The organism is Paenibacillus sp. S-12, assembly GCF_030363895.1.
GTDB lineage: Bacteria > Bacillota > Bacilli > Paenibacillales > Paenibacillaceae > Paenibacillus_B > Paenibacillus_B alvei.
The window spans coordinates 880,145-896,926 of sequence record NZ_JASIUF010000005.1; the positions used below are offsets into that span (position 1 = coordinate 880,145).

The 16,782-nt window shown below is 50.8% G+C and carries 1 protein-coding gene; it reads left to right on the top strand.

Annotation, left to right across the window (positions count from 1 at the left end; translation table 11 throughout):
* Window positions 1–109 precede the first annotated feature (109 nt).
* The coding region (locus tag NO352_RS06920; protein ID WP_289355162.1) for a non-ribosomal peptide synthase/polyketide synthase at window positions 110–16,782 on the top strand (16,673 nt) is incomplete at its 3' end.

Here is a 16,782-nt window from a genome sequence, read left to right on the forward strand (position 1 = left end):
AGGTCTGGCCTCGTTCATACCGGGTGCGTGCAGCATTCTCACATGCACCCGGATGGACGATTGCCGTCCGCTTCAAGGATTTACTTGACTTGAGAGGGAGATGATCAGAATGGCATTTGAAAAAGAAATAGATTTTTGGAGATTGAAACTCGATGCTGAAGATACTCCTACGACCTTGCCTTACACGAACACCCCAAGCAGCGAAGCGACACCGTATTATTCTACTTCCGTTACATTACCTTCCGACATTTCGGAACGGATTATCCAACTTTCCAAAGGGGCTCATCAAGCAGCTTTTATGATCCTGCTGGGCACGATTCAGTGCCTGCTGTACAAATATACGAACGAACAGCGCGTTGTTATTGGTATGCCTATCGTACGCAAAGCCGGTGAAAAGAGACTCCCGATTAACCAAGTCGTGATTTTAAAGGAAGACATCCATGAAGAGCTTACATTCAAATCCTTACTCACTTCTCTGAAAAAATCATTTACCGATGCGATTCGCCATCAAAATATCCCATTTCGGCTCATGACTGAGCAGATGAACATGCAGGAAAAGAACGGCTTGCCTGTCGTCAATACGATGGTGGCTCTTAAAAACATACATACCGTTAATTTTATTCAAACGGTCGTTGCCGACATATTATTTCAGTTTGAATTCGAAGATGATCGTCTTTTATTAAACGTCGTTTACAATGAACACGCATTTTCTTCGGAATTTATTGCCCAAATTATTGACCATTTGCAGCGAATGCTGAGCATTTTGGTATTTGAGCCAACTACGAAATTGAGCGACATTCGCCTGCTTTCAGATATTGAGACTTCCCGGCTGCTGGAAGATTTTAATCAGACAGCGACGGATGATCCTCGCGACGGAACCATCCATGAGTTTTTTGAAGAACAAGTTCACCGCACCCCGGATGCAGTTGCTGTTGTGTATGGGCAGCAGCATGTAACCTACAGCGAACTGAATGCCCGCGCGAACAGGCTTGCCCGCACATTGAAGGAGTCCGGCGTTCAGCCGGATCAGCTTGTCGGCATGATGGCGGAGCGGTCGCTTGAGATGATCGTAGGCTTACTGGCCATTATGAAGGCGGGTGGAGCCTATGTGCCGATAGATCCCGAATATCCGTTGGAACGTATTCGTTACATGCTCGAAGATTCGGGAGCTCAAACGCTTATCCTCCAAGGCCATCTTCGCGACCGCATCAATTATGAAGGTACGGTTATTGATATCAACGACGCTAACAACTATCAGGAGGACGATCTTGATTTCGCTTCTGTCTCCAATTCGAGCAATTTGGCTTATGTCATCTATACGTCCGGAACGACAGGCAATCCAAAAGGTGTCATGATTGAACATCGAAGCGTAACAAATGCGCTGCAGTGGAGAATTCGAACATACGAGTTAAACTCTTCTGATCGCGTTCTTCAACTATTCTCTTTTTCCTTCGACGGTTTTGTTATGAGTGCCTTCAGTTCCCTTTTGTCTGGTGCCGGCTTATATCTGTTGAAGGAAGAAGAAGCAAAGGATCCGTTGGCTTTACATGCTGCAATCCGTCAATCGAACATAACGCATTTCATCTGTGTTCCGAATTTGTACGGAGCATTGCTCAACGTGGCGGATTCTGAATCAGCGTCCACGCTGCGGAAAGTGACACTGGCCGGCGAGGCTGTCAGCAGCGCATTGGTTGCTAGAAGCAAAGGACTGCTGCCCCATGTGGAACTGTTCAATGAATATGGCCCGACAGAGAATAGCGTTGTAACGACATGCGCAAGCGGCTTGGAGAAAGGGCAGGCGATTACGATTGGAACGCCGATCTCGAATGCCCGCGTGCTGATTTTGAATCCTTCCGGCGAGCTGCAGCCGATGCAAGTTCCCGGAGAATTATGCATTGCAGGCGTGGGGCTGGCGAGAGGCTACTTGAATCGTCCCGCGCTTACTGCCGAGAAGTTTACGTCCCATCCGTATGCACCAGGCGAACGCATATATCGTACTGGGGATTCCGCCAGATGGCTGCCTGACGGAACGATCGAGTACTTGGGGCGAATCGACCATCAGGTCAAAATCCGCGGCTTCCGAATCGAGCTGGGCGAAATTGAGTCGAGCTTGTTGAAAATAGAAGGCGTAAGAGAAGCGCTTGCGATAGCCCGGCAGGATGGGAACGGACAGCAGATGCTGTGTGCATATATGGTGGCGGAACGTGAGCTTACTGTAAATGAACTAAGGGAGTCACTATCTGCCGAATTGCCGGATTATATGATCCCTTCTCATTTTGTGCAAATGGATCAGTTTCCGCTTACGCCGAGCGGCAAGCTGGATCGCAAGGCATTGCCTGATCCACAAGCCAATATCGCCATCGGCACGGAATACGTTGCTCCCCGCACACCGCTGGAAGAACAGCTTGTACTAATCTGGCAGGAGTCGCTCACTGTCGAGAAAGTTGGCATTAAGGATAATTTCTTTGCACTTGGGGGGCATTCTCTTCGTGCGGCTGCGTTGGTTAGCAAGCTCCACAAAGAGCTGAACGTGAATGTTCCACTGCGGGAGCTGTTCCGCAATCCGACGATCGAGGAACTGGCTCTTCTAATAGAAGGAATGGAGCAGCAGGAATTTAGTGCAATTGAGATCGTTCGCGAAAGCGAGCATTACAAGGTGTCCTCGGCGCAAAAGCGGCTGTTCGTTCTGCAGCAGCTGGAAGGAGCAGAGCAAAGCTACAATATGCCGGGAGCAATGCTGCTGGAGGGGCAGCTTGATCGGGGACGATTTGAAGAGGCCTTCCAAAAACTGATTGCTCGCCATGAGACGCTGCGCACGGGATTCGAGTTGGTTGACGGCGAAACGGTGCAAAAGGTGCATCAGGATGTCAGCTTTGCGGTGGAATATATGCAGGCAAACGGAGACGCGGAAGCAGCGCAGAAATCCCGCGAGTTCATACGTGCGTTTGATTTGAAAACACCGCCGCTGCTGCGGGTCGGCCTAATTGAACTGGAACCGGAACGCCATATCCTACTCTATGACATGCACCATATTATCTCCGACGGCGCGTCTATGGGAATCGTAGTGGAAGAATTCGTTCGTCTCTATGGCGGGGAGGAGCTTCCTCCGCTTCGGATTCAATATAAAGACTATGCGGCTTGGCAGCATTCGGAAGCACAGCAGGCACGAATGAAGCAACAGGAAGCTTATTGGCTGCACACATTTGCCGGCGAGCTGCCGGTATTGGAGCTGCCAACGGATTATGCGCGTCCAGCCGTCCAGAGCTATGAAGGTGAAACGTATGAATTTGAGGTCGACACGAACATTAGCGAAGGTCTGCATCGTCTTGCCGCGAATAGTGGAACGACGTTATACATGGTGCTGTTTGCGGCTTATACAGTGCTGCTGCACAAGTATACAGGCCAAGAAGATATTGTTGTCGGCACGACAAATGCGGGCAGAACACATGATGATTTGCAGCCGCTGATCGGCATGTTCGTGAATACATTAGCAATTCGCAATCACCCTGCTGGGGAAATGCCGTTCCGTGCGTACTTGAATCAAGTGAAGGAGCAGGCGCTATCTGCATTTGAGAATCAAGAATATCCGTTCGAAGAGCTCGTAGAGAAGCTTCGTGTGACAAGAGACATGAGTCGCAACCCGTTATTCGATACGATGTTCTCGCTGCAAAATATGGATAACAAAGATTTCGAGCTTCCTGGTCTTCAATTAAAGCCGTACGCTTTCGAGCATCAGGTCTCAAAATTCGATCTCAGCTTGGACGTAGCGGAAGGAACGGACGGGCTGGCTTGCAGCATCGAATACGCTTCGGCTCTATATACGCGAGATACGATCGTAAGAATGGCTAACCATTTTAGACAACTGCTTCATTCGATCGCGCAATCACCAGAGCTGCAAATTGCCGAGCTTGGCATGCTGACACAGGAAGAACAAGAACAGATTCGATTCGTGTTCAATAGCGATACGACAACGATTTCACAAGAACATACAGTCCACCAGCTCTTTGAAGCACAGGTGGAGCTTACTCCAAATCGAATTGCGGTAACGGACGAGAATGAACAATTATCGTACCGTGAGTTGAATGAGAAAGCGAATCGTTTGGCACGAACATTGCGCAAGCACGGTGTTCGGCCTGAACAGCTTGTAGGTATTTTGGCTGATCGTTCTGTGGACATGATCGTGGGGATTATGGCGATTTTGAAAGCCGGAGGCGCTTATGTGCCGATTGATCCGAAATATCCGGAAGAGCGCATTGCCTACATGCTGGAGAATTCGAACTCGAGCGTGCTCGTTTCGCAAAGCCATTTGCAGTCGCGTTCTGCGTTCGGGGGCACTTGGGTGATGCTGGACGAGGAGTCATCCTATGCCGAGGATGCTTCCAATCTGGAAATGGTAAATGAACCATCGCATTTGGCTTACGTCATTTATACGTCGGGCACGACAGGCCAACCGAAAGGCGTCATGATTGAGCACAGGCAGCTGGAAGTTCTGTCAAAAGCTTGGGAACAAGAATATCATCTGCGGGAAGAAGGCACAGAAGGCATCCGCTGGATGCAATGGGCAAGCTTCTCGTTCGACGTATTTTCAGGTGATTTGATTCGGGCACTGCTGCACGGCGGCGAGCTGATCCTCTGCCCTGAGGACGCACGCGCGAACCCGGCTGAAATATACGAACTGATTCGAGAACATCGCATTCAAATGTTCGATTGCACGCCGTCTATCGTTATTCCGCTCATGGAATACGTGTATGATAACAAGCTGGACATCAGCAGCTTGAAACTCGCAGTCGTAGGGGCGGACTATTGCCCGCCGGAAGAGTTCCAGAAACTGCTTGATCGTTTCGGCTCTCAGTTCCGCATAATTAACAGCTATGGGGTAACAGAGACATGCATCGATTCCAGTTATTACGAACCGACAACTCGGGACATCCCGAGAGCTTTGCCGATCGGTAAACCGATGCCAGGCGTTACGATGTATATGATGGATAGCCAGCGGAATTTACTTCCGGTTGGGGTCATCGGCGAATTATATATTGGCGGGCCATGCGTGGGCCGCGGATATTGGAATCGGCCAGATTTAACAGAAGAGAAATTCGTCGTCGATCCATTTTATCCAGAACAGCGGCTGTATCGTACCGGAGATCTGGCTCGTTGGATGCCGGATGGAAACATCGAATATTTAGGCCGCATCGACCACCAAGTGAAAATTCGCGGGTATCGCATCGAAATCGGCGAAGTCGAATCCAAGCTCCTGAAGGTGGAGTCCGTGAGAGAAAGCGTCGTCGTAGCGCGTGAGGATCAAAACGGCACGAAAGCACTATGCGCCTATTTCACAGCAGATCGTGAATTGACAGTAAGCGAAATGAGAAACGCTTTGGCGGACGAATTGCCGGCTTATATGATTCCGTCATTTTTCGTTCAATTGGAACGATTGCCGCTTACGCCGAATGGCAAAGTCGACCGCAAGGCGCTCCCGGCTCCGGAAGGCGGTGCGCATACAGGCGTAGAATACGTTGCGCCGCGGACGGAAGCGGAGCAAGCACTCGCCATTGTCTGGCAAACCGTGCTTGGCGTTGAACGAGTCGGCATTTTGGATCACTTCTTTGAGCTTGGTGGCGATTCAATCAAGTCTATTCAAGTCGCGTCCCGTTTGCTACAAGCAGGCTACAAGCTGGAAATTCGCGATTTGTTCAAGTACCCGACGATTGCTCAGCTTGGTTCCCATTTGCAGCAGGCAAGCAAAATTGCGGATCAAGCAGAAGTATCGGGCGAAGTACCGCTTACTCCGATTCTCAGCTGGTTTTTCGAACAGCAATTCGAAGACCCGCATCATTATAATCAGTCAGTCATGCTATTCAAAAAGCAAGGCTTCGATGAAGCTGCCATTCGCAGCACGCTGCAAGCGGTAACGGTGCATCATGATGCACTTCGCATCGTATTCCGCCGCAACGAACAAGGGGAGTACATGGCCTGGAACCGGGCAATTGAAGAAGGAGAATTGTTCCATCTGGACGTGTTGGATCTGAGAGGAAATGCTTCAGATCGTGGTGAAGATGAGGTTCGCCAAGTTATTGAAACCAAGGCCAATGAGATTCAGAGCGGCTTTGACCTGCATAATGGGCCATTGGTGAGAGCAGGATTGTTCCAAACCGACGAAGGAGACCATCTCCTGATCGTCATGCACCATGGCGTCGTTGACGGAGTATCCTGGCGCATATTGCTGGAGGATATCGCTTCCGGGTATGAGCAGTCCTTGAAGGGCGAGCCAGTCCGTCTGCCATCCAAAACGGACAGCTACCGCACATGGGCAAGCCAGCTTGCCGCATATGCCAATAGCGCAGCAATGGAAGAAGAAAAAGCCGTCTGGGAGCGGATTGAAGCGGATGTAACCGCGATCGCTGCCTTGCCGAAGGATTTCGATGCGGAGATATCCTTGCAACAAGATAGTGCATCCGTCGTCGTAGAATGGAACCGCGAGGAAACGGATCAGCTCTTGAAGCATGTTCACCGGGCTTATAATACGGAAATGAACGACATTCTGCTGGCAGCTCTCGGCATTGCCGTACAAGTATGGAGCGGACATGATCGCGTGTTGGTTACGCTTGAAGGACATGGTCGGGAGAATATTGTGCCGACAGTTGATATATCGCGCACGGTAGGATGGTTCACAAGCGAATATCCATTCCTGCTTGAAAGTGATCCGGACAAAAGCTTATCCTACCGAATCAAGCAAATGAAGGAAAACCTGCGACGCATTCCGAACAAAGGCATCGGGTACGGAATTTATCGTTATTTAGCGGATTCCAGCAATGGTTCTGAGGTTCGTTCAAAAACAGCATTGCGTCCGGAAATCAGCTTCAACTATTTGGGGCAATTCGATCAGGACTTGCAAAATAATGAAATGGAAGTATCGCCGTACTCGGGTGGAGCGGAGCTAAGCGCGCGCCACACACGCACGAGTACACTGGATATTAACGGCATGATCTCGGATGGATCTCTTGCCTTGGAAATTAGCTATAGCAGCAAGCAATATCACCGCGACACGATCGAACGGCTGGCTTGCTTGCTTCGGGAAGGACTGCAGGCAATTATCGCGCACTGCATCGCGAAAGATAAGCCTGAGCTGACGCCAAGCGACGTATTGGTGAAAGGTCTCGGCATTGAGGATATGGATCGCATCGCGGAGCAGACGAAGGATATCGGGGAAATCGAGAACATTTACACGCTAACTCCGATGCAGAAGGGAATGTGGTTCCATAGCGCCATGGATGGCAAGGCGGGTGCGTATTTCGAGCAGACTCGCTTTACGATACAGGGAGAGCTTGACGTACAGTTATTCGCGAATAGTCTTGAAGTGCTTGCCACACGCCATGCAGTACTGCGCACCAACTTCTTCAGCGGCTGGGACGGCGAATTATTGCAGATCGTATATCGGAATAAAAAAATCGAATTCGGCTATGAAGATCTGACCGATTGGCCTGAGCATGAGAAGCAGGATCAAGTTGAAGCAAAGGCGATTGTCGATAAGGAGCGCGGTTTTGATTTGGAGCGCGATGCGCTCATGAGAGTGACGGTGCTGCGAACGAGCGCGAACAGCAGTCACGTCATTTGGAGCTCTCATCATATTCTGATGGACGGCTGGTGCTTGCCGCAGCTGACACAGGAATGGTTCGATACGTATTCGGATTCTGTGCAAGGACGAGCAAGCACCCGGGCAGAGACTGCACCGTACAGTCTATATATCGAATGGCTGTACAAGCAGGATTACAAAGCAGCATCCGCATATTGGCTCGATTATTTGGCAGGTTACGAGCAGCAAACCGTTCTGCCGCAAAAGAAATCAAGCGGACGCAGCGACGTTTATACAGCTGAAAATCTTGTATTTAGTTTAGGCGATGCCTTAACGGCGAAGATGAATCGGGTAGCGAAGCAGCATCAAGTCACACTGAACACGCTAATGCAAACGGTATGGGGCATTATGCTGCAAAAGTACAATGGCACCGGCGATGCCGTGTTCGGGGGCGTCGTATCAGGCAGACCGGCGGAAATTCCGGGAATCGAATCAATGATCGGACTGTTTATCAATACGATTCCGATTCGCGTTGCGTGCGAGGAACACAACAGATTTTCCGATGTGATGAGACAAATTCAGGAGCAGGCGCTGGAGTCAAGCCGATTCGATTATTATCCGCTTTATGAGATCCAGGCGGTAAGCGCGCATAAGCAGGATTTGCTCAACCATATTTTAGTGTTCGAAAATTACCCGATGGAAGAGCAAATGGAGCAGGCTGGAGACGAACAAGGGCAATTGAACATTACAGACGTGCAAGTGGCAGAGCAAACGAACTATGATTTCAATTTCGTTGTTATGCCTGGCGATGATATGATGATTCGCCTCGAATATAATGCCGGCATGTATGAACGGGCAGACATGGAGCGTGTGCGGCATCATCTGATTCATGTACTTGAGCAGGTAACGGCTGATCCGAGTATTGCCATAAGCGAGCTGCGACTGGCAACTGAAGCAGAGAAAGCGGAGCTGATGACGGCATTCAACGATACGGCAGCCGAATATCCTTGCGAACAGACGATTCATCGGATGTTCGAGGAGCAGACGCAGCGGATGCCAGATGCGGCGGCCGTGCTGTTCGGGGACGAGTGCTTAACGTATCGGGAATTGAATGAACGCTCGAACCGACTAGCGAGAACATTGCGGGCGGCCGGTGTCGTACCGGATCAGATCGTCGGCATTATGGCGGAACGTTCGTTGGAGCTGATGGTCGGGATTATGGGGATTCTGAAGGCCGGCGGCGCCTATGTGCCGATTGCGCCGGATTATCCGGAAGATCGCATCCGGTACATGCTGGAGGATTCCGAGGCTCAAGTGCTGCTCGTGCAGGGCAGTGCAGGAGAAGGAATAGACTTTGCGGGACGCGTCATCGATCTGGACGATGCTGGAGCGTACGATGAGGATGCTTCCAATCTAGAAGCGGTCAATAAGCCGACCGATATGGCCTATATTATCTACACGTCAGGCACGACTGGCCGTCCAAAAGGGGTTATGGTCGAGCATACATCGGTCATCAATCGTTTGCTGTGGATGCAGAAGCAGTATCCGATTGGCGCAGAAGACACCATTATGCAGAAGACGGCGATTACGTTCGACGTATCCGTCTGGGAGCTGTTCTGGTGGGCTTTCGTCGGCTCGAAGGTGCTCATGCTTCCAGTTGGCGGAGAGAAGAATCCGGCAGCGATCGTCGAAGCGATCGAGCGTCACGGCATCACGACAATGCACTTCGTGCCGTCTATGCTGCACGCCTTCCTCGAGCATGTGGAGCAGCTGCCTGAAGCAGAGCGCAAGCGCGGCTTGTCGCCGCTGCGGCAGGTATTCACGAGCGGTGAGGCGCTGCTTGTGTCACAGGTAGAACGGTTCTATCGCTACATCGCGCCAGCAAGTGATGCACGTCTGATCAACCTGTACGGACCGACAGAAGCGACGGTAGATGTTACGTACTTCGACTGCGAGCCTGGTCAAGCCTACGTAAGCGTGCCGATCGGCAAGCCGATTGACAATACGCGCATTTATATCGTGAACGGGCATAATCAGGTGCAGCCGATCGGCGTGGCGGGTGAACTGTGCATTGCAGGTGTTGGATTAGCACGAGGATACTGGAACCGTCCGGAGCTGACAGCAGAGAAATTCGTCACAGTATCTTCTGTGGGCGAACGGATGTATAGAACGGGCGACCTGGCACGATGGCTGCCAGACGGCAATATTGAATATTTGGGACGGATCGACCATCAAGTGAAGATCCGCGGATACCGGATTGAGCTGGGCGAACTGGAAACGGCGCTTCTAAATATCGATGCGATTAGAGAGACGGTCGTCGTAGCGCGGGAAGACGAGAGCGGCCAGAAATCGCTGTGCGCTTACTATGTAGCAGACGGTGAGCCAGCAGTGAGCGACTTGAGAGCAGCGCTTGCCGCAGAGCTGCCGAGCTATATGATTCCATCCTACTTTGTACAGCTCGAGCAGATGCCGCTAGCGCCGAATGGCAAGCTGGATCGCAAAGCACTGCCGGCTCCAGAGAGAAGCCTTCAGGTTGGCGCCGAGTATGTTGCGCCGCGTACGGAAGTCGAACAAATGATGGCCTCTGTGTGGCAATCCGTACTAGGGATCGACCGCGTTGGCATAACGGATCACTTCTTCGAGCTAGGCGGAGATTCTATTAAGTCTATTCAAGTAGCGGCAAGGATGCAGCAAGCAGGCTTTAAGCTGGAAATTCGCGATCTGTTCAAATATCCGACTATCGCGCAGGTTCTGCCTTACATGCAGCCGATCAATCGAGTAGCGGATCAAGGAGAAGTATGCGGAGAGTTGCCGATGACGCCGATCCTTCACTGGTTCCAGCATCAGCAGTTCGCGAATCCGCATCATTTCAACCAGTCGATTATGCTGTATCGCAAGGAAGGCTTTGACGCAGAAGCTCTACGCAAGGCGTTACACATGCTAATCCAGCATCACGATGCACTCCGCATCGTTTTCCGTCCGACAGAGCAGGAGTCATATTCACTTTGGAATCGGGCTGTTGCGGAAGGCGAACTCTACGGAATGGAAGTGTTTGATTTAACGGATCATTCAAATATAGACGATGTAGGCGCAGCTATCGAAGCGAGAGCAGGCGAAATTCAGAGCGGCATCGACCTGCAAGCGGGTCCTTTGGTTAAGGCTGGATTGTTCCGAGTCAAGGACGGGGATCATTTGCTTCTCGTTATCCACCATGCGGCCATCGATGGCGTATCCTGGAGAATATTGCTCGAGGATTTGGCGACTGGCTACGAACAGGCAATGAAGAATGAACCGATTCGTCTGCCTATGAAAACAGACAGCTTCCGTACATGGGCAGAACAGCTTGCTCATCATGCGAACAGCGAGGCAATGGAGCAGGAGCATGCATACTGGAATCGTATTGCACAAACGAAATCGACAGCCCTTCCTGCAGATTTCGAAGTCGAAGCTTCCTTGCAGCGGGATAGTGAATCTGTTGTGGTCGAGTGGGATCAGAATGATACGGAGCAGCTTCTGAAGCACGTTCATCGAGCCTATAACACCGATATGAATGATATTTTACTAACAGCGCTGGGCAGATCTCTCATGCAGTGGCGCGGTATGGAACGCGTGCTAATAACGATGGAAGGCCATGGCCGTGAATCCATTTTGAAAGACCTTGACATTACGCGTACTGTCGGCTGGTTTACGACTGAGTATCCGTTTGAGCTGGCAATCGAGCCGGGCAGCAGCCTTGCTTCCCAAATCAAAAAAGTAAAAGAGGACTTGCGCCTCATTCCGAACAAAGGCATCGGTTACGGCTTATCCCGATATTTGACCGATTCAGGCAAGCAAGCCTGGTCTCAGGCGCCTACACCGCAAATTCGCTTCAACTACCTGGGGCAGTTTGATCAGGATTTAAGCAATAACGAGCTAAGCGTATCTCCGTATGCAAGCGGCTCAGATATCAGCGATGAGCAGGAGCGCAAGTATTCACTGGATATTAACGGCGTGATTGCCGACGGACTGTTAACACTCGATTTGAGCTACAGCGCCAAGGAATTCCGCAAAGAGACGATGGAGGAATTGGGAGAACGGCTTAAAGCGTCTCTTAAGGAAATTATCTCTCATTGTACAGCGCAGCAACGGCCGCAATTGACGCCAAGCGATGTTCTATTCAAGGGGCTGAGCGTAGATTGGCTCGATCAGCTTGTGACTCAGATGCAGCATATCGGCGAGATTGAAAATGTATATGCACTAACACCGATGCAAAAGGGAATGTGGTTCCACAGCGCTATGAACGGTCAGACAGGAGCGTATCATGAACAAACGCTGTTTACCCTCGAAGGCAAGCTTGATGGAGAACTCTTCTCCCGCAGCCTGAACGAATTGGCCAAACGGCATGCCGTGCTGCGTACGAACTTCATCAGCGGGCCGCAAGGGGAACCGGTACAAGTTGTGTTCCGGCATAAATCGATTGGATACTCATTCATTGACGTGCGCAGTCTTCATAAAGAGGAACAACAAGCCTATATCAAGGAGACAGCAGGCAATGATCAACTGCGAGGATTCGATCTAGCGCACGATGAGCTTATGCGCGTGTCCGTCATTCAGACGGGCGAATTGACTTACCGGGTACTGTGGAGCTCACACCATATTCTGATGGACGGCTGGTGCTTGCCGCAATTGATGCAAGAGCTGTTCGATACGTATTCGGCCTTATTGAATCAGCAGTCACCAGATTCGACGGCAGTGCCCGCGTACAGCCAGTACATTGAATGGATGGAAAATCAGGATCAAGAAGCGGCGGGGTCATACTGGTCCGCATATTTGGCTGATTACGATCAAGTTACGGTAATCCCACAGGAATCATCTGCAGGAGACAGCGAATTGTACAAGGCTGAGAAATTGAGCCGTGAATTGGATGCTCATCTTAGCGCTTCGATCAACCGAGCCGCGAGACAGCATCAGGTTACGCTCAACACCTTGCTGCAAGCAGTGTGGGGGGTCATTTTGCAAAAGTACAACGGCACAAATGATGTCGTCTTTGGCAGTGTGGTGTCCGGCAGACCGGCGGAAGTTCCAGGCATCGAAACGATGATTGGCCTGTTTATCAATACGATTCCGATCCGCGTCAATTGTGAGGCAAGCATCAGCTTTGCCGAAGTGATGGAGCAACTGCAAGAGCAAGCGCTGGAATCAGGGAAATACGATTACTATCCGCTATACGAAATCCAGTCCCGCACCGCGTTAAAGCAAAATGCGATCAGACAAATCATGGTGTTCGAGAACTACCCGATGGACGAGCGGCTGGAGCAGGCGGGCGTCGACGAACAAGGATTGCCATCGATCACGGATGTAGCGGTAGAGGAGCAAACCAATTACGATTTCAACTTGATTGTCGTTCCGGGAGAGCAGCTTTCCATTCGATTTGATTACAACGCCAACCGATTCAAGCGAGCCGATATGGAGCGATTGATGGGTCACCTGATGCATGTGCTTGAGCAAGTTTCCGCCAATCCTCGAGTTGCAATAGAGGAGCTGGAACTGGCGACAGAAGCCGAAAAATTAGAAATGATTCATAGCTTTAACGACACGATTGCGGAATATCCGAGAGATATGACACTGCACCATTTATTTGAGCAGCAGGCGAAGCGAATCCCAGATTCAATTGCTGTATCCTTTGGCACGGCTCAGTTGACATATCACGAACTGAATGAGCAGGCGAACCGTTTGGCACGTACGCTGCGTGCTCAAGGAGTTGGAACGGATAAGCTGGTAGGATTCATGGTCGAGCGCTCGCTGGATATGATCGTAGGCATACTGGCGATCTTGAAGGCAGGGGGCGGATATGTGCCGATTGATCCGGAATACCCGGAAGATCGGATTCGGTACATGCTCAAGGATTCCGGGGCACGCATTATGTTGACACAGCAGCGCTTGACAGCGAAACTACCAGATCTTGATCTGAATGCAATTATAGCTGTGGACGATGAGCGATTCTACGATAACGACGGTTCAAATCTTGAATTGGACGGCAGCGCAGAGGATTTGGCGTACGTAATCTATACGTCCGGTACGACAGGCAAGCCGAAGGGAAATCTGACGACGCATCGAAATATTGTGCGTGTAGTGAGGGGCGCTGCGTATATCGGAATAACGGATCGTGATAACGTGCTCCAATTGTCGAGCTACGCCTTTGATGGATCGACATTCGATATATACGGAGCTCTGTTGAATGGAGCCAAGCTCGTTCTCGTTCCACAAGAGACACTACTGGAAGTTCGACAGTTGGCTGAGATGATCGTAAAAGAGAGCATTTCTGTCATGTTCATTACGACGGCGTACTTCAACGTGCTGGTTGATGTTCAAGCTGCATGTCTGCGCAATGTCCGGGCCATTTTGTTCGGGGGCGAGCGGGTATCCGTCAGTCATGTGCGCAAAGCGCTTAGAGAAGTCGGGCCAGGCAAGCTTAAACATGTATACGGGCCAACGGAGAGCACGGTGTTTGCCACCTGCCATAATGTGAACGAAGTTGCAGAAACCGCCGTCACCATTCCGATTGGACAACCGATCAGCAATACGTCGATATATATCGTCGATGCGATCAATAAGCTGCAGCCGGTAGGCGTTGCAGGGGAGTTATGCGTTGCGGGTGACGGACTCGCAAGAGGTTACTTGAACCGGCCTGAGTTAACAGTAGAAAAATTCGTTGATTCCCCATTCGTTCCGGGAGAACGGATGTATCGGACCGGAGACTTGGCGAAATGGCTGCCTGATGGATCCATTGAATATGTAGGACGTATCGACCAACAGGTGAAAATTCGCGGGTATCGAATTGAGCTTGGCGAAATCGAGGCGCAATTGCTGAAGCTGGATGATGTTCAGGAAGGAATCGTTGTTGCACGCGATACCGATGCTGGCGAGAAGCAGCTGTGCGCCTACTATGTAGCAAAGCGCTCATTAGAAGCCAATGGGATCAGAAATGCTATGGGGCAAGTTCTGCCGAGCTATATGCTACCATCGCATTTCATCCAGATGGATCAGCTTCCGCTTACGCCGAACGGCAAGGTAGATCGCAAGGCACTGCCAGCTCCGGAGGATAATCTGAACGACGGTGAACGCATTGCGCCACGGACGCCGCTCGAAGTACAGCTTGCAGGCATCTGGCAGGATGTGCTTGGCTTAGGCAGCGTCAGTGTCACGGATCATTTCTTCGAAGTAGGAGGACATTCTCTGAAGGCGACGATACTGGTGAACCGACTGCATCAGGAACTTAACATCGAACTACCGCTAAAAGACGTGTTCCAATATCCTACACTCGAAGAGATGGCGAACCGGCTCAGCAGTGCAGAGGGAAGCCGTCATGTTCACATACCGGAAGCAGCTTCAAGCATGCATTATCCAGTGTCATCAGCTCAAAAGCGCCTGTATATTCTACATCAGCTCGAAGGAGCCGAACTGAGCTACAATATGCCGAACATGTTGCTGCTTGAAGGGACTTTAGATATTGGGCGATTGGAATCTGCCTTTAAGAAGCTGATTGCACGCCATGAAACGTTGCGGACCGGCTTTGAAATTGTGAACGGTCAGCCTGTGCAGCGCATTCACCCAGAAGCAGATTTCGCAATTGAGCATATTCACGCTAACGAGGAAGATGCGCCGAAATATATGCAGCAATTTGTACGTGCCTTCCAATTGGAAAAGCCGCCGCTGCTGCGCATCGGGGTAATCGAATTGTCAGCGGAACGCTTTACGCTTATGTTCGACATGCACCATATCATTTCAGACGGAACGTCGATGGGCATTCTTATCAATGAGTTTGTTCGCTTGTACGACGGAGAGGAGCTTCCGCCTCTACGGATTCAATATAAGGATTATGCGGTGTGGCAGCAATCGGAGGCCCAGCAAGCAGCATTGACACAACAGGAGGCTTATTGGCAGAAAGTATTGGGCGGAGAGCTTCCGGTGTTGGAATTGCCGACGGATTTTGTTCGTCCAACTACGCAAAGCTTCCGCGGTAGTTTGCTGCAGTTTGCCCTTGATCCAGTGAAGAGCGCTGGCTTGCGGCAAATTGCGAAGGACAGCGGAACGACAATGTATATGGTGCTTTTGGCCCTGTACATGACAATGCTGCACAAGTATTCCGCACAGGAAGACATTATTGTCGGAACGCCAATTGCAGGACGCAACCATGGAGACTTACATCCACTGATCGGCATGTTCGTCAACACGCTGGCAATACGTAGTTATCCGGCTGCGAGCAAGCCATTCCTGACTTATTTGGGCGAAATAAAAGAAACGACGCTGGGTGCATTCGAGAATCAGAACTATCCGTTTGAGGAAATCGTCGAGCGAGTGCAAGTGATGCGCGACATGAGCCGTAATCCGGTATTCGATACGATGTTTATTTTGCAAAATGCGGAACAAGGTGAAATGAGCATTGACGGAGTGCGACTCCAGCAGGCCCAAAATGAGCATACCGTATCCAAATTCGATTTGACCTTCCAAGCCGAAGAGGATGGTACTGAAATCGTATGCAGCATTGAATTCGCGACAGATTTGTTCAAGCCGAGCACGATTGAGCGAATGGCAAGTCATTTCGAGCAATTGGTTACTGCTGTGTTGAATAATCCTCAAGCAAGCCTGTCTGAATTGAAGATGGTAACCGTTGAGGAAGAGAGCCAGTTGCAAAATGGATTTAACAACACTGCAATGGTGGTTCCGAACGACAAAACTATTCACGAGCTGTTCGCGGAACAGGCGGAGCAGACGCCGGATTCCATAGCTGTTGTCTGCGGCAGCAAGCAGTTGACCTACGGGGAACTGAACCGGAAGGCGAACCAGCTTGCCTGGAAGCTGAGGGAGCATGGCGTAACTGCTGAGCAGCCTGTCGGCATCATCGTCGAACGTACGCTGGAGACGGTTGTCGCCGTACTAGCAGTGCTCAAGGCATCCGGCACGTTCGTGCCAATCGATCCGGAATATCCAGAGACGCGTATTCGCTATATGTTGGCGGACAGCGGCGCCAAGCTGGTGCTGGCCCAATCGGCGCTTCCGGGCATCATTCCGGACGAGATTCGTCAGTTGGATGTACGCGATGAATCGCTGTATGCAGGCAGCGGTGAAAATGTCCCGAACGGCAATAAACCGTCCGATCTGCTCTATATCATCTACACGTCGGGAACGACCGGCAATCCGAAAGGGGTTATGCTGGAGCATCGCAACATGGT